Annotated in this window: 20 protein-coding genes and 1 pseudogene; 6 read left to right on the forward strand and 15 right to left on the reverse strand. The window is 48.7% G+C overall.

Features of this window, described 5'->3' with window-relative positions; genetic code table 11:
• Positions 1-45: 45 nt before the first annotated feature.
• From QW71_RS10330 to QW71_RS10345, 5 genes and pseudogenes are all read right to left on the reverse strand, one after another.
• The gene (locus tag QW71_RS10330) at positions 46-669 is read right to left on the reverse strand and encodes a hypothetical protein (RefSeq protein ID WP_039297099.1); all 624 of its coding nucleotides are present in this window, start codon (positions 667-669) and stop codon (positions 46-48) included.
• Between the two features lie 1,214 nt (positions 670-1,883).
• Positions 1,884-2,720, reverse strand: a complete 837-nt coding sequence (locus tag QW71_RS10335) for a hypothetical protein (protein ID WP_152679733.1) — start codon at positions 2,718-2,720, stop codon at positions 1,884-1,886.
• A 119-nt stretch (positions 2,721-2,839) separates the two neighbouring features.
• Positions 2,840-3,217 carry a sigma-70 family RNA polymerase sigma factor gene (locus QW71_RS40420; protein ID WP_052769964.1) on the reverse strand — a complete coding sequence of 126 codons (378 nt, stop codon included), beginning with the start codon at positions 3,215-3,217 and terminating at the stop codon, positions 2,840-2,842.
• 5 nt (positions 3,218-3,222) lie between these two features.
• Positions 3,223-3,432, reverse strand: a pseudogene (locus QW71_RS42185) (RNA polymerase subunit sigma); the annotation flags it as partial.
• 184 nt (positions 3,433-3,616) lie between these two features.
• A complete protein-coding gene (locus QW71_RS10345; protein ID WP_039297104.1) occupies positions 3,617-4,513 on the reverse strand; it encodes a LysR family transcriptional regulator in 897 nt (298 codons plus the stop codon).
• A gap of 402 nt (positions 4,514-4,915) precedes the next feature.
• On the opposite strand from QW71_RS10345, the gene QW71_RS10350 reads away from it, so the two are divergent.
• On the forward strand, positions 4,916-5,656 hold the full coding sequence (locus QW71_RS10350) for an SDR family NAD(P)-dependent oxidoreductase (protein WP_039297107.1): 741 nt from the start codon (positions 4,916-4,918) through the stop codon (positions 5,654-5,656).
• A gap of 127 nt (positions 5,657-5,783) precedes the next feature.
• Here QW71_RS10350 and QW71_RS10355 read toward each other — a convergent pair whose 3' ends face one another.
• From QW71_RS10355 to QW71_RS10385, 7 genes are all read right to left on the reverse strand, one after another.
• Positions 5,784-8,873 carry a X2-like carbohydrate binding domain-containing protein gene (locus tag QW71_RS10355; protein WP_039297305.1) on the reverse strand — a complete coding sequence of 1,030 codons (3,090 nt, stop codon included), beginning with the start codon at positions 8,871-8,873 and terminating at the stop codon, positions 5,784-5,786.
• 193 nt (positions 8,874-9,066) lie between these two features.
• The gene (locus QW71_RS10360; RefSeq protein WP_039297110.1) at positions 9,067-10,323 is read right to left on the reverse strand and encodes a metallophosphoesterase family protein; all 1,257 of its coding nucleotides are present in this window, start codon (positions 10,321-10,323) and stop codon (positions 9,067-9,069) included.
• Between the two features lie 555 nt (positions 10,324-10,878).
• Positions 10,879-11,256 carry a hypothetical protein gene (locus QW71_RS10365; protein WP_039297111.1) on the reverse strand — a complete coding sequence of 126 codons (378 nt, stop codon included), beginning with the start codon at positions 11,254-11,256 and terminating at the stop codon, positions 10,879-10,881.
• 145 nt (positions 11,257-11,401) lie between these two features.
• Complete coding sequence (locus QW71_RS37905; protein ID WP_039297112.1) at positions 11,402-11,746, reverse strand: hypothetical protein; 345 nt, start codon at positions 11,744-11,746, stop codon at positions 11,402-11,404.
• Positions 11,747-11,750: 4 nt separating this feature from the next.
• The gene (locus tag QW71_RS10375; RefSeq protein WP_160311791.1) at positions 11,751-12,560 is read right to left on the reverse strand and encodes a DUF4163 domain-containing protein; all 810 of its coding nucleotides are present in this window, start codon (positions 12,558-12,560) and stop codon (positions 11,751-11,753) included.
• On the reverse strand, positions 12,550-12,831 hold the full coding sequence (locus QW71_RS37040) for a hypothetical protein (protein ID WP_047013721.1): 282 nt from the start codon (positions 12,829-12,831) through the stop codon (positions 12,550-12,552). Before QW71_RS37040 ends, QW71_RS10375 begins: the two co-directional genes overlap by 11 nt.
• A gap of 83 nt (positions 12,832-12,914) precedes the next feature.
• Entirely contained in the window at positions 12,915-13,493 is a 579-nt protein-coding gene (locus QW71_RS10385; RefSeq protein WP_039297114.1) for a hypothetical protein, read from the reverse strand.
• A 182-nt stretch (positions 13,494-13,675) separates the two neighbouring features.
• Between QW71_RS10385 and QW71_RS10390 the strand changes: the two genes are divergently transcribed.
• Complete coding sequence (locus QW71_RS10390) at positions 13,676-14,854, forward strand: hypothetical protein (RefSeq protein WP_039297116.1); 1,179 nt, start codon at positions 13,676-13,678, stop codon at positions 14,852-14,854.
• A 155-nt stretch (positions 14,855-15,009) separates the two neighbouring features.
• Here the strand turns inward: QW71_RS10390 and QW71_RS10395 are convergent, their stop codons facing one another.
• Genes QW71_RS10395 through QW71_RS10405 form a run of 3 tightly spaced genes read right to left on the reverse strand, consistent with a single transcriptional unit; the run spans position 15,010 to position 17,354 of the window.
• On the reverse strand, positions 15,010-15,663 hold the full coding sequence (locus tag QW71_RS10395) for a YcnI family protein (protein ID WP_052769965.1): 654 nt from the start codon (positions 15,661-15,663) through the stop codon (positions 15,010-15,012).
• A gap of 49 nt (positions 15,664-15,712) precedes the next feature.
• Positions 15,713-16,378 carry a response regulator transcription factor gene (locus QW71_RS10400; RefSeq protein WP_039297122.1) on the reverse strand — a complete coding sequence of 222 codons (666 nt, stop codon included), beginning with the start codon at positions 16,376-16,378 and terminating at the stop codon, positions 15,713-15,715.
• Positions 16,347-17,354 (reverse strand): sensor histidine kinase, encoded by a 1,008-nt coding sequence (locus QW71_RS10405; protein ID WP_083442495.1) that lies wholly within the window; start codon positions 17,352-17,354, stop codon positions 16,347-16,349. The genes QW71_RS10400 and QW71_RS10405 overlap by 32 nt, the downstream gene beginning before the upstream one ends.
• A 103-nt stretch (positions 17,355-17,457) precedes the next feature.
• On the opposite strand from QW71_RS10405, the gene QW71_RS10410 reads away from it, so the two are divergent.
• The 4 genes from QW71_RS10410 to QW71_RS10425 all read left to right on the forward strand — a co-directional run bounded on the left by QW71_RS10410 (position 17,458) and on the right by QW71_RS10425 (position 20,890).
• Positions 17,458-18,153, forward strand: a complete 696-nt coding sequence (locus tag QW71_RS10410) for a response regulator transcription factor (RefSeq protein ID WP_039297123.1) — start codon at positions 17,458-17,460, stop codon at positions 18,151-18,153.
• Positions 18,146-19,243: a HAMP domain-containing sensor histidine kinase gene (locus tag QW71_RS10415; protein WP_039297126.1), complete on the forward strand. Its 1,098-nt coding sequence runs from the start codon at positions 18,146-18,148 to the stop codon at positions 19,241-19,243. The genes QW71_RS10410 and QW71_RS10415 overlap by 8 nt, the downstream gene beginning before the upstream one ends.
• A gap of 133 nt (positions 19,244-19,376) precedes the next feature.
• Complete coding sequence (locus QW71_RS10420) at positions 19,377-20,234, forward strand: D-Ala-D-Ala carboxypeptidase VanY (RefSeq protein ID WP_039297127.1); 858 nt, start codon at positions 19,377-19,379, stop codon at positions 20,232-20,234.
• A gap of 47 nt (positions 20,235-20,281) precedes the next feature.
• Entirely contained in the window at positions 20,282-20,890 is a 609-nt protein-coding gene (locus tag QW71_RS10425) for a VanZ family protein (protein WP_052769966.1), read from the forward strand.
• Positions 20,891-20,904 lie beyond the last annotated feature (14 nt).

The raw sequence follows: 20,904 nt of genomic DNA on the forward strand, positions 1-20,904 counted from the left end.
GACCTTTTTGCTGTGATTTTATAAGATAAAGCTTCAGCCTGATGATTATTTGGCATAATGCAATATAGCCGCTGCCGCGCGTTCCCGCCGCTCCGCATCCGGACTGTGCAGGGCAGCCTTCAGAACAGCCAGCGCCTCAGCTATTGTGGCTTCATCCACACGGGCTGGAGAATGAGCAGCTTCCACATCGCCTGCCGAAGAATCTGCAAGCCACAAATCCATTCTTGCTGCAGGCAGCACTCCTGAATAGCGGGTAACTTCCTGATCCGAAGCAAGCAGTGCTTGTACTGCAGAATTCACAGCTGTACGGGGCAGACTCTTCAGCCAGGTTACTCCGCGCCGGTGCGCAGTTCCGCCCTCCACACTCTCCTGCCGGGCATCATAGAAATAATCACCCAAATCGCCAAGGTATACCCATTCCTCATCCGCAACCAGCACATAATCCCCGTCCTGCATCATGTTGACGAAGGTGTCTAAACTGCCGAGTGCCTCTTCCAGCTCCTGCCCCTGATAAGCTCCGGATGCAGCCAGCCTGCTGCGGACATCCTCTCTTCCGCTGGTCTCCAGATCTCCAACAACGGGATCTCCCGCACATACATAATTATCCTCCAGAAAAGACTTGATTAACCCGCTGCGGGTTCCGCCAAGCCTCACTCCAAACAAACTCATCCTTTTCTCCTCCTTCAAGTGCCCGGATACCTGAACCGCAACATAACAATCAGTAAATTATACAGCAAACGGCAACGCTTTTGCCGTCCATTTTTTAAGACAGCACTGTTCCAGGACACCAAATTTACCCTGCAGGTGAATCAAGCTAGAGATTGTGAAGCTACCTGCGGACAAAACATGCTGAGCTAAGAAGCTTAGCAATTGCACTTTTCCTCACCTGAGCTTGGCTTGAGATTAGCGGGAGATTGGCTGAAGCATCACGGGCTCATGAACTCATCAGCTCGTGAAGAGGACTGAGATTCCGTTATTTGCGAAGAAATGGCGAATTCGCAGGACATTCGGACTGAGATTCCGTTAATGTCCTGAAACGCCTTGTTATAGCGCTTAAAAGAACAGGATAAAGGATTCTCAGTCCGAATCCTCCTGATCAGGAGGCTTTTTGGCGAAATAACGGCCTCTCAGTCCACTTCAGCAAGAAATCTGCTTCGATATACCGGCAGCCAGTCAGCGGATTGACACAGCCGATAGCGGTTCAGAGTATTTAGCCCTCCTTGCAGCGACTGGTTACGTTGAATCAAGTTTTGAGTAAATAGCTATTGTTCTGAATCATTTATTGCGATCATTTCTTGCGTATAGCTGGATAAGGATCCTCCTCCTAAAAAACTAAGGATAAGGAAGCATAATAGCGCTTACATGACCTTACAGTGAAAAATAACCGCAAATTTAAAGTATTCGCCTTTTTACGGCTGCGGCATATCACGGTATAATACAGGTATCAACTCAAGGAACCATACACTGCGGTAAGAATGCATGCGGGGGCAGAATCTCCGGCAGTCCTCTTAAGCAGCTGTACTCCCTGAGCTTGAGACTATATCTTTGATCCTGGCGTTACAGCTTTCAATCCATCCCTACACGAAATGGTATGAGCTTCTTAAAGCTCAAAAGCCCACAATCAATCCTATCGTGGTCAGCGGATGAATTAGAGAAGATTTAACGGGCAGGATAGGCAAATTGACTGCCGCCTCGGACGATTTCTACCCGGCTGAGTACAAAGGATAGGATAAGGAGTCTGAGAAGAACATGGGTATAGTGGTTATAATATAAACCTCTATTGTTGATGAAGCTATCAATAATAGAGGTTTATATGTGTTATAGGGGGGATTTATTTTACTTATAGCGGGACAAGCATACAACTGACCTTGGCATAGGCCGCTTTAGCGTAGCCCTTCGGCAACTTTAAGCAGAGTCTCTTTGGATACGTCAGGTGATTCTGTGCTTACTTCATGCAGAATGTTCCATTCGTTATTCTCCCCTAGCTCGATCCACTGGATATAAGCATAATAGTTGTTTTTGTTCCCATAAGCTTCTTTATTCACAATATATAAAGCATCTAAAGATCCAACCTTCATCTCCTCAACCGTAGTAGCCGCTGCAAAATTTGCTGTGAGCTGCGCTTCCAGTCCGCTAGGCGTATACTTAACCACAATTGCATCACTTTTCCCCCTTGGACCCTCATATATGAGCTGCGGGCTTATAGTCTTAGCTATTCTATTAGGAGTATTGAAGCTCTTGATCCAGGCATAATCCTCACCGGGCTTAACCCTTTTCGAGAGGACATTGGTGTATTTTTTTACCCAGGATTCGTCTATAATCCCAAGCTGACTGTCAGACCTCGCTTCGGCAAAATAATATCCTTCCGGCAGACTGCTCGGTACAGCCAGCTTTCCTGTAATTGGCTCGATGACCTCCTTCCAGCTCTCTATATCGGAGAACAGCTGCGGACGGTTCACCTTAAGCAAATCATAAACACCTTTAGGCTTGGTTATATATAAAAAGGCGGATTCATTCACTGCCAGTTTAGACTGAATGTCATCAACAAGCAGCTTCACGTGCTCACCGTATTCATTGGATTCAGTATATTCCGAATGAACAATCACCTTTATTCCAGTAGAACCATATGTAACAGCCCATAACCTTTCCGCACCATAAACCACGCCTCCGAACAGCATCAGGCCGCAGAGAACAACCGCTATCCTTGCAGTGCCGCGCATATGTCTTTTGGTTTTCCGTTCGTTTTGGAATTTGAAGTACTGATCAAAGCTTGCGGAAATCTGTGTCTCCAGCTGTTCCGGAATTACTGTATTCTGCTTAAAGCTGGCAAATTCCCGTTTCAATTGACTTTCGACAGGCATGTATAGTCCCCCTTCATCTCATCTTCCTCTGTAAATACGGCATGCTGCCGCAGCTTGCGCATTGCCTTGTGATGCCTGGATTTAGCGGTACCCAGCGGTATCTCCAAGGCAGAGGCAATCTCGTCAAAGCTGCATTCCCCATAGTAGCGAAGGACAACAACACTGCGCAGTTTAGGGGGAAGCCCAGCAACCAGCTGGAGCAGCTCTCCCCGCTGTTCCTGCTCAAGGAGCGGTGTATCCGCTCCCGGCAGCAACAACTCTGTTGCATTCTCCCTGCTGCGGATCTGGATGCGCAGCCTGCGCCAGCTCTCCGGCTCCAGTTGCTGCATTGCCGTACAATCATTCCGTTCAGCCATGCCCCAAAAGGCCGATTCCTGTCATACTGCGGCAGACTACGGAACAATTCGATGTAGATTTCATTCACTACATCAGCCACATCGCCCTGCCGGTCAACAAGCAGACAGACTGTCCCGTACACCTGGTGCCTGATGCTGTCATGCAGCGCAGTGAAAGCATCCTTGTCTCCTTCTTTCAGCCTTTGCAGACAGCCATGAAGCTCTTCCTCAGTCATCCGTCTCTCTCCTTTCTCTCTTGGTTTACACTCTATATTGGTCCGCTGCGGGACAAAGGTTCCCTTTGAGTACAATAAATTCAATCCTTGCACAAAAAAAACCGGCCGCCCATGAGTTTCGTCATGAATTGCCGGATGTGGAAGTAAAGTATAATAGTCAAAAACGGTTCTTATCAGATCTATTCTACATATGCACAGGTATCCCCAGCTCCCGCTTCAAAAATTGATAGACTTGTAAGCTCGCCCCCCTCAGCGGGTAATCAGCTATTCTGCAGGCGATTCCGCAGCTCATATCAACTGCCGGCCCTGACAGTCTCCTGACCAATGTACCAGACGGAAGAGTCTGTAAGGTAATCTCAGGTACAAATGCCATCCCAATGCCTTTCTCCACATAGAATTTCAAGGAGGACATACTTCCGATTTCCATGGTGTTCAGCGGGGGACCGGCTGCTTCCTGCAAAATGCTCTCCAGCTTCTTACGGTAAGGACAATCCGCAGCCGTAATGAGCAGACGGTGTCCGCGAAGCAGGTCCGCAGTAATCTCCTTCTCCGTCTCCAGAGGATGACCTTCAGGCAGCAGCAGCACAAATTGCTCGGTGAAAAGCGGCTCGAAATACAGCTCCGTCCCAAGCTGCGGGGCTGAACACAGAATCATGTCGAGTTCTCCCCGGAGGAGCCGCCCGCTGAGAGCCGCTGTTCCGGCAATCTCTACTGAAAGTACGATCCGGGGAAACTGTTCCATGAATATGCGCAAAAGCTGCGGCAGCCGGTAACTCGCACTCGGATCGGTTGCACCGATCCGGACGCTCCCTGCTCCGCCCGACTGCAAGTCAGCCAGACTGCTCTGCAGCCGCTCCATGTCTTTCACAATCTGCAGGCTCTGCTCATGGAACAGCCTCCCGGCCTCCGTCAGAATCACCTGCTGTTTGCCGCGCTCCAGCAGCTGAACGCCCAACTGAGCCTCAAGCTTCTGGATCTGCATAGTTACCGTAGACTGGGCATAGCTAAGCTCTTCGGCTGCACGGTTAAAGCTTCCTGTGCTCACAATGGCCTGAAAGGTTTTTAAAGTTTTGAAATCCATTTGCGCTAACCTCTTTCCAGTAAGACTCCCGTTTTTCGCCGTCCTATCATTCTTCATTGCATTTTCTACAATAGAATTTGCGTTATCTTGCGCTAAAATCAGTTCTGTTGCACTCCATACAATTGATTTTCTGATTTCTGCTCAAATTCACCGATTTCACAGAATTCTACTGTACAGAGTGCAATAGGGAATGGCGAATAGCATTCAGCCTGCCCTGAGCTTGAGGGTGTTTCATTTCAGAGTCCATTGACCATCTGCTGTTGAAATCCCTCTAGTTCGCTCGATATAGTTCAATATTATTGAACCATTCCTTCATTTCATTCAATTATACAAAACCAGGCAAACTGAATACAATTGTACTCAGGATATTCAATAACAATAAGAAGTTGGGAGCGGATAAGGATGGATCTAAGGGGTAAAGCCGCAATAGTGACAGGCGGAGGAACAGGTATCGGGCGGGCTACCTGCCTTCAGCTTGCAAGGCAAGGCGTAAAGGTTGCCGTGAATTATTCCCGTTCGGAAGCGGAAGCCCGGGAAACGGTTGACATGATCATAGCGCAGGGCGGGCAAGCCATTGCAATACAAGCTGATGTATCAGAAGATCCGCAGGTCCGGGCTATGGTTGAACAGGTTGTTCAAACTTATGGCTCGGTAGATCTGCTGGTGAATAATGCCAGCATCACGCAGCATATTCCTATGGATGATCTGGAAGCCGTCACCTCGGAGGTGTGGGATGAATTATACGGCGTGAATGTCAAAGGTATGTTCTTCTGTGCCCGGGCAGCCGCCCCGTATATGAAGAGCAGCGGGCATGGGGCCATCGTCAATCTCGGCAGTATTGCCGGAAATACGGGTGCCGGTTCGTCACTTCCTTACGCGGTGTCCAAAGCGGCTGTTCACGGCCTGACCCGGTCACTGGCCAAGGCTCTCGCCCCAGACATCCGGGTCAACTGCGTTGCCCCCGGAGCCGTAGCGACGCGCTGGTGGACAGGCCGGGAAGCGCAGATGCATAAGCTTGCCCCCCATCTGCTGCTCCAGCATATAGCCAAGCCGGAGGATATCGCCCGTTTCATCTGCTCTGCGCTCGCTCAGGAAGCCATGACGGGGCAGATTATTACCGTCGACAGCGGGCAGACTTTATAGCCGCTACAGCGCTGGCAGATTCATTCTACATGCAGCAAGCAGCCCCCTCCTCCGCAATAATACGGAGAGGGGGCTGTCTGTTCGAAGCTGTTCAAGACTCTGCTACTCTACTCACTTGAACTCCTAATCAAGAAGGTTCATTCCCCCATACCAGGCTGCCGGAGATATAGGCCGGAATATTGGCCCAGTCGGCATAAGCCGTACCTGCTGCGTTAAAGGAATAATCTCCGGTCTGGGTATAATTGCTCCAATCCGACTTGGACGCCCGCAGCTGAATGTCTATGCTCTCCCCGGCCGCAAGTGAGCCTGCAGCGCTTGTAAATCCAAGCTCCAGGTAATAATCGGCTCCGGTCTTGGCAGCCGGAAGCTTCACAAACGTCCCGGTCACATTCGCGCTTCCCACCTGTGACCAGTCGCAGAAGAAGCTCTGGGTCTGCTCACCGTCAATAGTGTAGAAGTATCTGAGCTTCACATCGGCCAGTGAAACTGCGGTGGTGCCGGTATTCATCAGCTTAATCTTCGGGCTCAGCGTATTGGCCGCAGCCGCTGTGCTGCTGTTGTACATCTGAACTTTAAGGCCGCCGGCGGACGGTGCCGTTGTATCCACTACTGCAACAGCCAAGGTCTGCGCCGCTCCGGCGCTGAAATTGAAGCTCAGCGTTGTCGTACCCACAGCCTGCGCTGCCAGATACGCCTTGCTGATCGTGACTGCTGAGCCGCTCACACTATAATCCGTTCCGGCGGTCAACGTAGCCGAACCGTTCTTAATCGAGGTTAGTGTGTTTCCGTTCAGCGTCATCGTTACGGCGATATCTGCCTGATTCACCGTCTTCTTGTCGAAGCTGGCGCTGACCGGCGTAATCGTTGAGCCTGCCGCCGGAGGGTTCACCGGATCGGCGTATAAGGTGCCCCGGCCATTGGTGCCCAGATATACGCGTCCGTAGATGCGCGGATCTCCAGTGATGGCCATGTTGATTTTGGCATACTGATGGGCATTGTCATTGATCCGTACCCAGCTGGCCCCGACATTATCGGAGCGGAAGACCCCTCTCACACCGTCGATCTGAGCTACTGTATAGAGTGCCATGTAGCTCTGGCCCGGTGCTGCCTTGCCGAACCCGATGAGGTCAGCCTCATCAACATTGGCCAGCTTGGTGAAGCTTGCGCCTGAATTGACAGAGTGCCATAAGCCATATTTGTTCTCAACCGTATTGCCGCCGGCGAACCAGATATCGCCTTCAATGCCCGGCATGGCTTTGATGCTGATCTGGGCCTGATTCGGCTGTAGATTGCCGACATTATTGGTCGGGAAGCCCGTTGCCCCCGTAGCGGTGAAGGTTGCTCCGCCATCCGTACTGACGTAGAAGGTTCCCGCATAGAAGGCATAGAATTTATTCGCATTCACCCGGTCCGAAGCAATCTTGGCCCCGGCAGGCACACCGCTGCTGGCTGCCCAGGAATTGCCGGACGACTTGGAATAGTACACGCCAATATCCGAGGTGCTCCACAGAATAGAGTTGCCGCTGGCGGATACAGCTACCTGTCCTTGCCCGGCAGTCGTCTTAGTCCCGTTCGAGGGCTCTGCATTCGGCATATACCAGTTCGTGCCGCCGTCATTGGAGATCCCGACCGACTTCATGCTTGGGGACTTCTCCTTGTCCGCACCGCCAACACGTACTACATAGGCTGGGCTTAATTCAGCATAATCGATGCCGGTTGTGGTCGCCCAGGAAGGACTTGTCTGGAACTTCACCGGTGCTGCAGTGACATCATCATACCGGAAGCCGGACACATCCCCGAGTGCAGTAATCAGATGCGCTCCTGCTGGAGGGCTGATCAGCCCCAGTACCGCAGTCTCTTCTACTCCCTTTGCCATCACGGAAATATTGACTTTCCCGCCGGTATCCCAAGCGCCTAAATTATTTGAACCATAGATGGTCGCACCCGTACCGTACATCATCCGGTTGGAGTTGAACGGATCAATCTCCAGATCCCCCATCATCCAGCCCAGCTTGGGCGAGGGATCAAGGGAGGTCGAAGTTACTCCATGGTCAAGCCACGGGGCAGCCGTGATATCCATCGCGAATTTATAGGTCCGTTCCGGATAATTGCCCCAATCCCAAATCCGGCTCCAGGTTGCCCCGCCGTTCGTGCTGCGGAAGATGACTTCATCCGGCCACCAGGCATTCAGACTGGAGACCATCACGGTGTCCGGATGCTGCGCATCTACGGCAAGGCCGCCGAACCCGTACCAGTTATCTGTTCCCGTTGACGGACTGATGTTCGTCCATACCCCGCTTGTTTTGTTCCATTTCCAGACCTCGCCTTTACTTCCGTCATACGGCCCAACGCCATTGCTGTAAGTAATATACAGATCACCTGTAGAAGACAGAACACCATGATGCGGCAGATAACCTACAGGCTGGCCGGGCAGAGCAGACCAGGTTGCTCCCCCGTCCGTGCTGCGGTAGACGCTGCTTGCCGTATCCGCTACTCCCACATAAATCGTCTGGGTGGCATTCCCGGAGGTGCCTGTGCTTTTATCAAAAGTAATCCAGGATAAGCCCACCAGGTCATTCCCGTAATCAAGCGTCGGATTCTGAATGTACGTCCCCACATTAGGGAAGGAGCTGACCTTGGACCAGGTGACCCCGGAGTCGGTGCTCTTCCACAGACCGTTTCCGCTCCGTGCCCCGAAGAACAGGATGCTGTTCTTATTGGGGTCAATCACAAGCCGTTCGCCGGCCGAACGTCCGGGCATATTACCGCCAACCTTGAACGGCAGCGGCGTTGTCTGCCACGTATTCCCCCTGTCGCTGGAGCGCATGATTTGTCCATTATCGTCCCATGAGTTCGTATAAGTACCGGTAGCCATATACACCTTGTCCGGATTCACCGAATCGGTAGCCAGCGCATCTACGCCATTCTTGTTCCAGTCCACCCAGCCGACAGAATCGCTGATTGATGTCCAGCTGCCGGAAGCCTGATTCCAGCGGTAGGCACCGCCGATATCCGTCCGCGCATAGATCAGATTCGGCTCAGTCTGGTTAAAAATAATACCCGGAACAAACCCTCCGCCTGCACCGGTAACCACGCTGTTCCAGTTGTAGGCTTCACTTGCTGCGGCATGAGTTACTGCGGGAGAAACGGTAAACAATGAGCAGGGCATTGCAGCCAGCAGGACAACCATTCCCATTCTTCGGATACGTTTTCGAATCACGGTTCTAACCTCCCAGGTTCTTTCTTTGATAACGCTTTCATTATAGAGCGTTGACAACCTGTACCGTGAGGGAAAATGGTCGAATCCATAAGAAAACTGTCATCAATCATCGTACCATTTTCACACTTTTTATTACTATTTTAACATTAAAAGGTTCTAATGGAATGCCATCCAAAAGAATCCCCTCTTACTAATGCTTCAGAACAAACTCATCCAGCTTGTTGCCGTCTGTATCAAACGCCTGATAGGTCAGGGTATCTCCGCTAACCGTGATTCCGGCGAACATCGGCTTATTATTCTGAAAATGAACCTTATGGTAGAACAGGTCTTCCTTCTTACCGTTGAACTTGGCCCCGGAAGCGTTGGTCACCACATAGACCGTTCCGCCTGTCGCACCTTTGGACCCATCACTCTCGGGCACAATTTGACCGGCGCGCAGCGGATAAGAACGGGAATACTCATGATTATGTCCCTGCAGCACAAGATCAACGTTGTATTTGTCAAAAATCTCCGTCCAGTCCTCCACCTTACTGTACATGTTCCCTCCGTAAGCCGGACGGTGCATCGCTACGATTGTCCACGGCTTATCCGTACCTGCCAGATCCTTCTTCAGCCAGTCAGCCTGCTTCTTCAGATTGCTCTCCGTATTCAGCACAGTCACATGGACCGGGCCGTAATCGAATGAATAGGAAGTGCCGGCGATCGAACCCTTGGCCCCGTTATCCGGCAGATTGAAATGCGAGGTAAACAGATCCGCCTCTTCATCAATCTCATCATGGTTACCGGTCACAGGCATGAGGGGCACACTAGCCACCCTGTTCTGAACATAGCCAAAAAAGCTGTTCCATGCCGCACTATCTTCAGGCTCTTCTGTAAAATCCCCGTTATGCAGGATAAACTGCGCCGCCGGGAAGGTCTTGAATGCCTGCTCCAGCGTATTGCCCCAGACCGCGAAATCCGCATCTGTCACTCCCTGGGAATCCGTAACGTTAATAAACGTCACCTGGCCGCTGGCCGCTTCCGCAGTGCTGAACTCGTATACGGGGCTCCACTCCTCTTCCTCTCCGCTGCCTACCCGGTAAGTGTAGCGTGTTCCCGGCTCAAGTCCGGTAATCTCGGCTTTGTGCACGCCTGCTGTACCCTGATCCGTCTTGATCACAGTATTGGCCGCCTGAACCCTAATGACCCCATCTCCGGTAAAATCAGCCGTCCCGCCTTTCACTGCCTCAAGCCAGCCGTCTGCTCCGGGGTCTCCGGTGTACCAGGTGAATGCGCGGCTGCTGACCGGGTCGCTTTTAAACGTACTGACCAGATCGTAGAGTGCACCTGAGAGTTCAGCTCCTCCCCCTGCGGCCCGCTCCGATTTGAGCCTTTCCACGCCAAGCGCCAGTATGATCAATACAACGACAATAATTCCGATGATAATGAATGTTTTCAAGTCTTTCATGTACTCCCTCCGCCCGCAGCTTCAAGCTTGCAATCTCTCTGAACCCGCCGGTCGATCTGTTCTGTTTATGTATTCTAGGGTAGCCCCAGTGGCCGCAGGAAGTCAAATTCCCGGCCCGGAATAACCTTACATTTCGTGACATTTGTAAACGCAGTGTAAAAACATTCAGCTGACGTTCAGTTCAATTTAAGAAAATCATACGGTCGGTCCCTTAGAATTGGGTCAGCGGCCAGATCACGCAAGAAGTAACTAAAGAAGCCATAGATTTTGTTGTGAAGAAGTTATCTGAGCAGAAGTATTTTGAGTCTATTAAGACTGTTGATGATGATAAGCTTATAGAATATTTTCCTTTTGATAATAACCTTCGACCATTTCTGTAACCATTACCTCAATCGACTCTGGAGCCTCGAATACACTAAGCTTGAATTTACAGGAATCCATCTCTCTGTTTTTTGTCAGACCAACGCAATCCATAAGAAAACTTACTTCCATTCATCACTACTACCCTGAAAAATGTTTTCTAAATAATAAATAGACATATCATTTCACCTCGCCTTATTCAGCATTTAAAATTTCATCATTTATATTCTTAATCTCAGCCAACATCCTATTCATTCTATCTATGTCAAAAGCACTTTTTCTTTCACCTGATAGAAAATAAAGCTTCATCCAGTAAGCATCATCCACTGCAAACGCTTCAATAGCTTGCCGGATGTTATCTTCCGTTAGGCTTCTTACAATAATATCAGGGGGAGACGGCGGAACATAATCAAGCCCTTCCTTGTCCATATACCAATAATAATTTTGCGGTGTAGCCACAACCATTGTGTATGTAATACCATCCTCAAGCTCCACAAAGACATCAATATTGTCGTTTTCTATATTTTCTATACTTGAAAGATAAGTTGGAAATGTTATGTTAACTATTTTCATAATAAACCTCCTAGTTAAATATTCCGCAGATGCTTGCATTATCTTTCAATTCGGTATTATCAATAGACTCTTCTCCTCATTTTCACAGCATGAAGCATCAAAATCTTAGGTATGTAATGGAATGAATTAGCATCTGGTTATTAAGTTATATATTTTTTTCTTTACTGTCCAAACTCATTTCTATATACTCCTCGTACCAATCTATTCGCTGCGCTTTAATTAGTGAGAGTGTTTCATTTAAAACATTCCCTTTAAGCCGGGATAGCTTTTCTAAGTTGATTCTTCCTTTCCTCAACCATATTTGCCCAAGTGATTCTCCGCAGCTTGCAGCAATCATTCCATCGAATTCCATACTATTTGACACTTTTATTAGAAAATCAATCGTTTCTTCATCTTCGAAATTATTTCCAAGATTAATCACTGCATCGTCTTTTTCTGAATCACTTGAAGTAGGGTCCAGCAGTATTTCAATTAATAAATTTTTATTCACCTCTTCACCCCCTGATGGAATCCCACAGTCTATTCTCCTTAATATTTCCGCTCAATTTCTCATAACCGATCTCCATTTCAAGATGGTCTCCCAACGCATGAGGAATTGAAAGACTTATCCCCAGTGAATCTTGAGTGAGATAACTAAATATACCTGAATTATTTGCCCCGTCCGCTTCATCTGCATATTTCAAATCATTAAGTAAATCCTGGTCTTTAATCCCGCTCCAAAAATCCCTCATAACTCCTTCCTCTCGCAAATTCAAATTGTCATCATAGCTTTTGTAGATTCCATTTTTCAATTCTTGTACGAATGCCTCATCGATCTCCAGAAAGTCTGTTAATTTCACTTTAATTTCTTTATCCATATCTATATTTGTTGTATAAAAAACATTTAACGGATATGCTCCTCCCTTATTAAAAGCTGAACCAATATATTGAATGCTTAGGAACTTATCACTTTTATATGTAATCTGATAGTCTAACTCCAAACTATTTTGACTATCTAAACCTACCGAATAATATTCAAGAATACTTATCGCCTCTGCCTGAATCAGTGCATTTATAACCTCTTCCTTTGTATCATTCGTTAAATCAACCAGCTTTGGATAGGTAATGTTAATATTGTTTTGAGCATAACTGTCACTTTCAACTTTGTAGCTTAAAGCTGGAACAGTCTCCTTGCTGAGCTCTTTTTTATCAGAATGAACCTTAGTTTCGGCACTACATGATATTAATAAAATGACAATCGGTACAATAGTTAATAGCCTGAACTTCACTTCGCTCATCTCCGCTTGAAGCATTTTAGTCATCACTTGTATTCAATCTAAATGTATTGTCCCTTTTGATATCTTCACCTATCAGAACATATTCCTCTGGTTTTTCTCCAAAACCATTCCAAAAAATCCATAGCCTATTGCATTCAGGGCACTTAAGAAAACTTTTCATGTCCAAATATAATTCCTCTGCATCAATCTGATCTTGATATTTGTCGTACTCAACATCTGATATGAAGTTATACTCAATACTACACGGAATATCTCCATATCTTAAAATTTCACCACAACTGCATTGTATCTTTGGCATCTTACATCCTCCGATCTTATTGAACAGAATAATTACTTCCACTACACGTAATTAGCTATTCTTATATCTCGTATCTGTAGAAGTTAACTCTCTCTATCCCAAATACCAGCAGCTACCCGCGTATACCCCTTAAAGTTACGCTCACCTACACCCTCTTCGGTGCCAAAAACCCATCTCACCACATTATGACTATCAAGATGCATTTTATTAAAATCCTCATCGTAGTCCACAACCACCTCGACGCCGAATGCAGAAACAAGTAAATTATTCACCATTTCAGAAGATAACAATAGGTTCGAAATTTCATCATAGATAGGACGAGTAACATCATTAAGCGTATCGCTGTCTAAGTAATCTATGTATTTTGTATCTAGAGACAGTCTTGTTTCATAGGTGGTTCCGGCCTTACTTAACATCATCACAAACTTATTGGACTGGACTTCACCAAATATTAATATAATTCGGCCTTTCTCAAGAAGCGCGAGGACTTCCGCTATCTCAACATCATGCGGGTGGTTTATTAAGTCGTTGAACTCCCAATTTCCGATAGATTCAATCTGATTAATATTAGCGTTATACCCTCTTTCTTGAGCGGCTTCGAATAGCCAGGTTAAATCAATTATTCTTTTGGTAAAAGTGATTACATTGAAGTTCGCAGCCATATATCCACCTCCTAAGCACGGTCTACGAGATTTATTTCTAAATTGAGATAAACACTCCTCCAATTGATTTCGATATTAGAAACTTCATACCAACGTCACTTACAGTATAATACATATCCAGCTATAGTAAGACTAAGCAAAATCCAAATACTCTACAGCTTACAGCTGACGGAGGTGGAACCATGAACGTAGATGTATTTTACGATAAGAAGGGGCTGACAGAAATGATTGATGCGCAATATTATCTAAATATTTGTGTGGATGCACAGGAACATTATGAACGTTACAAAAAAGAGGCAGAGGATAGTGTGGTTCGGACGGAGTTTGTTACAGATAAAAGATATGATCTGGCACCTTATTGGTTTGAACGCAATACTGACTGCCGGGGAGAGATTACTGAAGAGGACACTGGAGTATATTATGGATTTGATCAGGAAAACAGACTTAGAGTGACGTATTGCGATTTTTTAATTGATGGAGTCGGATATACTTCTTATCATCCGGATCATATCATTACAGGGTTGTATGTCAGAGAGAAGATAGATTCAATCAAGATTTTTTACGGTAAGGTTGGCAAGCCCGAACATTCAGTAGAATACGATGTGATGCCTGGTCTTGATCTGGAGAGTACAAAAGACAGGTATACCATCGAAGAATATATTTATGAAGAAGAAAGGCTTATTGAAATACGCAATCCTAAATACGTAGGAAAAGATCATTACCAACATATCGCTAATACTTATTTGAAGTACGATGAATCCGGTGAGCTATATCAAATCTATAACGGAATGAATCAGATGCTGTATAACAATATGAACGAATCTCAAGCACTGACTTTGAGAACAGCATTGATTACTGAAGCCGTAACGGAGTCTATTAATCTTTTAAAAGAATCCGCCCAAAAATTCAGTCATGATAGGCTCTGCTATTTTGGACTTTATCTGAGTAATGATGAATTCAGCGGAGGAAGTGATCCGGAATATTATTCCGGACTTGAGCAGAGAAGGGCGAAACTGCTTGAAGACAAGAAATGTGAGTATACTCTCTGGAATGATACTCAAATGCAGCCGTCTTGGTTTACCGGAATTGAGAATAAAGGGCTGCTTGAGAAGCTGCGGACGCTTTATGTATATTGGAATCTTAAAGGCGGAGGTTTATACTGCGAAAAGGAACGACAAGATTTCTGGCAGGAAATTGCTTATTCTTTCAATGAACAGGATTTAACCGGTCAAGTGCCGGTTACTGATGATTTTTTCGTGTTTGTGCACTGGGAAGGAATTGAACTGTATAACGGAGAACTGCAACGGGCGATTCCTGAAGCCAAACTTTCTATACTGCAAGCTAAGGGGTTGCTCCCTTAATGAAGTTGTTATCCGTTGATTGTGCCCAATCCTATATTATTCCGGGTATGATCAGATTTAGTGTACAAATAACCCCGCGCTGGATGATGGAGCTCACCTTCCTGCACGGGGTTATTATATTACTACAAAGGACGGTTGCCACTTATGCCCCAGCCCTACTCCTTCTTCCCCCGCAGCAAAGCAATAGCTGCCAGCAGGAAGGACAGCAGCGAGATGCCGAGCGCAATGTACAGCATCGGTGACACGCTGGAGCTGTTCCCTTCTTCCTCCATAATCGCCTCATGCTCGTCCATGGTCATGGTACCGTTATCCGCCATGTCCATGGAGCCGTGGGAATGGCTGCCTCCGCCGGAAGCTTCGGCGATCGCCGTAATGGAATGCGGGGATTCCGAGCCTTCTTCGCCGGACCACTGGACCACGCTGCCGTCGGCATAATGCTGGTAGGCATTCCAGGCGATATCGCCAGCGGCGGCCGGGTTCTGGACGGTGAAGTAGAAGCGCTGGAACTGTCCGGCCAGAATGCCGTCTCCGTTCGCGGTCCAGCTGACCTTGTCGCCATCCACCGTTACGTCCCAGCCGGGAGAAGCCTCATATTGCTTGAATGCAGCTCCTGCCGGGATGCGCAGATCGATCTGCACCGTAGCAATATCTTTCTCAGATGGTACTTTGAGCGTGTAAGTCTCCCAGGCACCTGCACTCGATTGTGCAGGGCTGACGGTTACATGCGCACTAGCTACGGCTGCGAATACCATTAGTGCTGCGGCCGCAGGTGCGGCCAGGGCTGCTAATTTGCGGAAAAGTCTGTTCAAATCGATCTCCCCTTCTCTCATTTGTAATCACATTATCATTCTGTAAGCTCTATCTTTTCCCCGGAAAATCCCGCTCCCGCGAAGCCAGTCCCTGCTCCATGGCATACCGGGTGAGCTGCGTGCGGTTCTGAAGCTGGAGCTTCTGGAGAATGTTTTTGAGGTGGTTTTTGACGGTGTGCTCAGAGATCCCGAGGGTGGCCGCGATCTCCTTATTCGTTGACCCTGAAGATACACAGCCCAGTATTTCCTTCTCCCGCGCCGTTAATGCCTCCCGCTCCTCCTTAACGGAGGTCACGGCGAACTCTTTCAGAATCTGAAAAGCCAGCTCCCGGCTCAGCGGAACCTCCTCACTTACAATTGCCAGCAAATACTCAATCCAGGTAGACGGAGCCAGATTCTTCAGGAGATACCCCTGCGCCCCCTGCTTGAGCGCTTCGAACAGATAGGAGATCTCATCCGATACGGTGACGATGACGATTTTGACATACGGATATTCCAGCTTAATGCGCCGCGTAGTCTCCAGGCCGTCCATTCCCGGCATCTCGATGTCAATCAGAATCAGGTCCGGCATCCATTGCCCCGTCCAGACGATCGCCTCCGCCCCGCTCGCAACAGCGCCGATCACTTCGAAACGTTCATCCAGCGCCACAATTTCACTCATGGCTTCACGCGCATGCGCATGGTCATCTACGATCAGCACCCGGCAGCGTTCCATCCGGCGTCCCCCCTTTCGCAATCTCTACCACTGTTCCGGCAGAACCGGATTGTAAGTTAAGCTTCCAGCCCATACTGCGTGCCCGTTCTCTCATAATCTGGAGACCATAACTTCCGCTCACCGCAAAAGGATCGGCATGCACAAATCCGGCGCCGTTATCGGCAACAGCCACGTTCCAATTCAGCCTATCGCCTTGGCCGGAGACGGATACTTTGCCTGCACGCGTATGCTTGCGTACGTTAATAATGGCCTCGCGGATACAGGACAACAGCTCAGCCTGTTCCGCTGCCGTTAGCGCCTGCTCGTCCAGATGCCAGTCCAGCGACACCTCAATCATCACTTCCCCGGATATTCCGGCAAGCTGCTCTTGAATGGACCGCTCCAGGGAGAAGCTCTCTTTGCCGCTGACCGGCACCTTCAGATTGGCAATGGCCTGGCGCACATAACGGTTGACTTCGTGGACTGTTTTCTTGATCTGGTCTACGCTCTCTGCACTGATCTCACCGTCTTTGCGGTTCTGTTCCAGGCGGTCAATCCGCACGGAGAGCAGAAACAGCGACTGTGCCATCCCGTCATGCAGCTCCTTGGCCAGCAGCTCACGCGCTTCCATCGCCGTAGTTGCCCCCCGTTCCCGTTCCAGCTCCCGCTGGCTCCGTTCTAGCATCCGGAAGAGCGGCAGGAGCAGAACGATACTGAACAGAAAGACAAGCACCGGCGTTAAGTAGTTTCCCATGTCCATGGAGATGTACTGCATCAGGAACTGATGCCGCACAAACTCCCAGATGCCGACCATAAGCGTTGGAATCAGCAGGATGAGCACTTTAATTCGGGTATACGTCGCTGTCGCCTCCCTAATACTGAAGATAACTTTATCATTACCGGGACTTCCCCGGCATGACTCTTTCGGGCTATGCCCGGCAATAAATGTTACAAATATAAGTATTTTAAAAATAATCTTATCTCGTCCGGACTCCATACTACAATAATAGCAGGTCGCGAAACCATATCCGATAGGGTACACTAGGAACAAAGCACAATCAAGTATGATTTCATGCTGACTATACAGGAGAGACAATGAAATGAAACGTATTACGATTCTTATCGCCGATGATGATGCGGAAATTGCCGAGCTGATCGGACTGCATCTGGAAAAAGAGGGCTATCACCCCATCAAGGTTACAAGCGGCACAGCGGCTGTGCAGGCGGTCCAATCCCAGCATATTGATCTGGCGGTATTGGATATTATGATGCCCGGCATGGACGGGTATGAGGTGACCCGGCAAATCCGGGAGAAGCACGGGCTGCCGATTATTTTTTTGAGCGCGAAGACTTCGGATCTGGATAAAATCACCGGACTTGTCATCGGCGCCGACGATTATATGACCAAGCCGTTTAACCCTATGGAGCTGGTCGCCAGAGTGAATGCGCAGCTTCGCCGGTCCACGCAGCTGAATCAGCCGGTTACGGAGCACAAGGCAGTGCTGGAATCGGGAGGTCTGATCATTGATCCGGACCGCCGGTCGGTGACGCTGTACGGACAATCGGTCGAGCTGACGCCTAAGGAGTTCGATATCCTCTATCTGTTGGCCAGCTATCCCAAGAAAGTGTTCAGTGCAGAGCATCTCTTCCGGCAGGTCTGGGGCGAAGCTTATTATGAAGGCGGGAACACGGTCATGGTTCATATCCGCACCCTGCGGAAGAAGCTTGGCGAAGAACAGACCAAAAATATGTGGATCAAAACGATCTGGGGGGTAGGGTACACATTCAATGGCTAATCTGTTCCGCAGCTTCCGCTTCAAAATGATCTTTCTGTTGATGCTGAGTATGGCCTGCTCGGGTGCTGTTACTTTTGTGCTATATAAAAGCCTGCAAATCTACTATACCTCCCAGGTCAAATTTGAGGACAAGCTGACCCGCTTCCGTTATATGATCGCCAATTTCGGCGACCTCAATTTCTTCCTGATCTTCTTCATCCCGCTGGCTCTGCTGTTCTTCTTCCTGTTCACCAAGCCGTATGCCCGTTATTTCAAAGAGATCTCCCAGCATATCCGCCTTCTGGCGAACGGAGATTTCAAGAGCCGCATCAGCATAACTTCCAGCGATGAATTCGAGGATATTGCCGCCGATTTGAATCTGGCCAAGGATAAGCTGCAGCAGGCTGTAGAACGCGGGGATTTCGCCGAGAACAGCAAGGACAAGCTCGTGCTCAATCTGGCTCATGATCTGCGGACGCCGCTGACCTCCGTGCTGGGTTATCTGGATCTGGTGCTGAAGGACGGGCAGTTAAGCGCCGATCAGGTTAAGCATTACACAACGATTGCCTACACCAAATCGCAGCGGCTTGAGAAGCTGATTGATGAGCTGTTTGAGATTACCCGGATGAATTACGGCATGCTGACCGTCCAGAAGCTTCCGCTTGATCTAAGCGAGCTGCTCGTCCAGCTGAACGAAGAGCTGTATCCTGTACTGGAGAACAACGGGCTGACTGCCCGCCTTGCGCTGGCTCCACAGATGAGAATATCCGGGGACGGCGAGCTGCTGGCCCGGGTGTTCGAGAACCTGCTGACCAATGCCGTGCGTTATGGAAAAGACGGCCAGTATGTCGATATCCGCTGCAACCCGGAGGGGGAGAATGCGCTCGTCCAGGTGATCAACTATGGGGATAGCATCCCCGAGGAGGAGCTGCCCTTTCTCTTCGATATGTTCTACACCGGCGACCGGGCGCGGACCCATCAGGAGGGCAGTACCGGACTGGGCCTGTTCATTGCCAAAAATATCGTCGAGCAGCACCACGGCACGATCTCTGTCCAGAGTGACACGATCCGCACTCTCTTTGAGGTGCGGCTGCCGGGTCTGCTCAAGTAGAGATTTAAATTCTATTATTTTCGCGGAAATGCCTTTGCGTTTGTATATTTAAGAAAAACTTTATCTTTACCCCACTTCTTTTTAAATTCACTCCCCTATTCTTATGGACATAGAGTCCAAGGAGGAAGATGAAATGAAGAAGTGGATTTTTTGGGTTGTTCTTGCCGGTTTGCTTGGATTGGAGTGGGTGCACCCAGGCAGAGAAGCTGTTGTCCCCGGACAGGATATCCCAATCGTTCAAGTCGTTACGGACCACGGCTCCAAGAATCTGACGGTTATCCCTAAAAGCAGGGTTCATCAGGGCAATCTGCTGCTCGTCAACAAAGAATACCCTGTACATAAAGCGGGAGTCAGTAAAGATATTGTGAATCTGTCTGAGCATCAGGAGCTGACCGAAGGCTATGGCCTGCTGGACAACAAGATGATGCTCTCCGAGCAGGTAGCGGAGAAGTTCTCGATTATGATAGGAGCTGCAGCCGGGCAGGGTGTCCAGAATTTCCTGATCAGCAGCGGATACCGGAACAACTCGGAGCAGAAGCAGCTCTATGAGGAGAAGGGAGCCGAATATGCCCTTCCACCCGGCCATAGCGAGCATAATCTGGGCTTGTCACTTGATATCGGCTCCTCGCAGATGGCGATGAGCCAGGCTCCCGAAGGGCAATGGCTTCGTGACAACGCCTGGGATTACGGATTTATTCTACGCTATCCTGAAGATAAGACGGATATTACCGGCATCCAGTATGAGCCTTGGCATTTCCGTTATGTCGGCCTGCCGCACAGCATCATTATGCGGGATAAGCATTTCACCCTGGAAGAATACCTGGATTATCTGAAGCAGCAGAAGACAATCACCGCAACCGTTAACGATACGGAATATCAGATTTCCTATATAGCGGTCTCTGGAAATACTCCGGTTCCTACACCTGACGGCCGGCATGTGGAGTTCTCAGGCAATAATATCGACGGCGTTATTATGACGGTATATCCATAACAGTGGGGCCATATAACAATATAACTTAGAGAAGGCGGTGATGCGGAATGAATCCGGCACACAAACTGAGAATATACGGATTGCAGGCACTTTTCGCCGTATACATCTATGTACTATTCAAAATCATCTTATTCAAGTTTGGTTCGATTAACTTCAGCTTTCTCTGGCAGCAGCTGCAGCGCAGCCCGGATAACATTGCCGGCAGCCTGCATACAGGAAACTTCGTTCCGCTGGCCACCCTGTACAACACATATCATCATCTGACAGCTACTACCATGGTTAATTTCGCGGGAAATATCGCCTTGTTTATCCCTTATGGCATTTTCCTTATGCTACTGTCCCCGAATGGAAAAGGCGGCGGCTCCTTCACTGGTGTCCTGCTGCGTTCTTTGGCGTTAAGTGCAGTGCTTGAATGTTCGCAGGCGGTATTCTACATCGGAACCTTTGATGTGGACGATCTCATTCTGAATACCTTCGGCGGGCTGCTGGGGTATATCCTGTTCCGGCCTGTGATGAAGGCATTTAAGTCAAGCGGAAAAGGCGGTGCCGCCAACAAGGACGACCCCGCACCAGCAGAAAAAAGAAGGATCTTCTATGATACGAAGTCTAATCCTCCTGCTATATCCGGCAAAGGCTCCTCTGTCACCAAAAGGTGACGGGGAGCCTTTGT

It is taken from the genome of Paenibacillus sp. IHB B 3415, assembly GCF_000802655.2.
Taxonomy (GTDB): domain Bacteria; phylum Bacillota; class Bacilli; order Paenibacillales; family Paenibacillaceae; genus Paenibacillus_AQ; species Paenibacillus_AQ phytohabitans.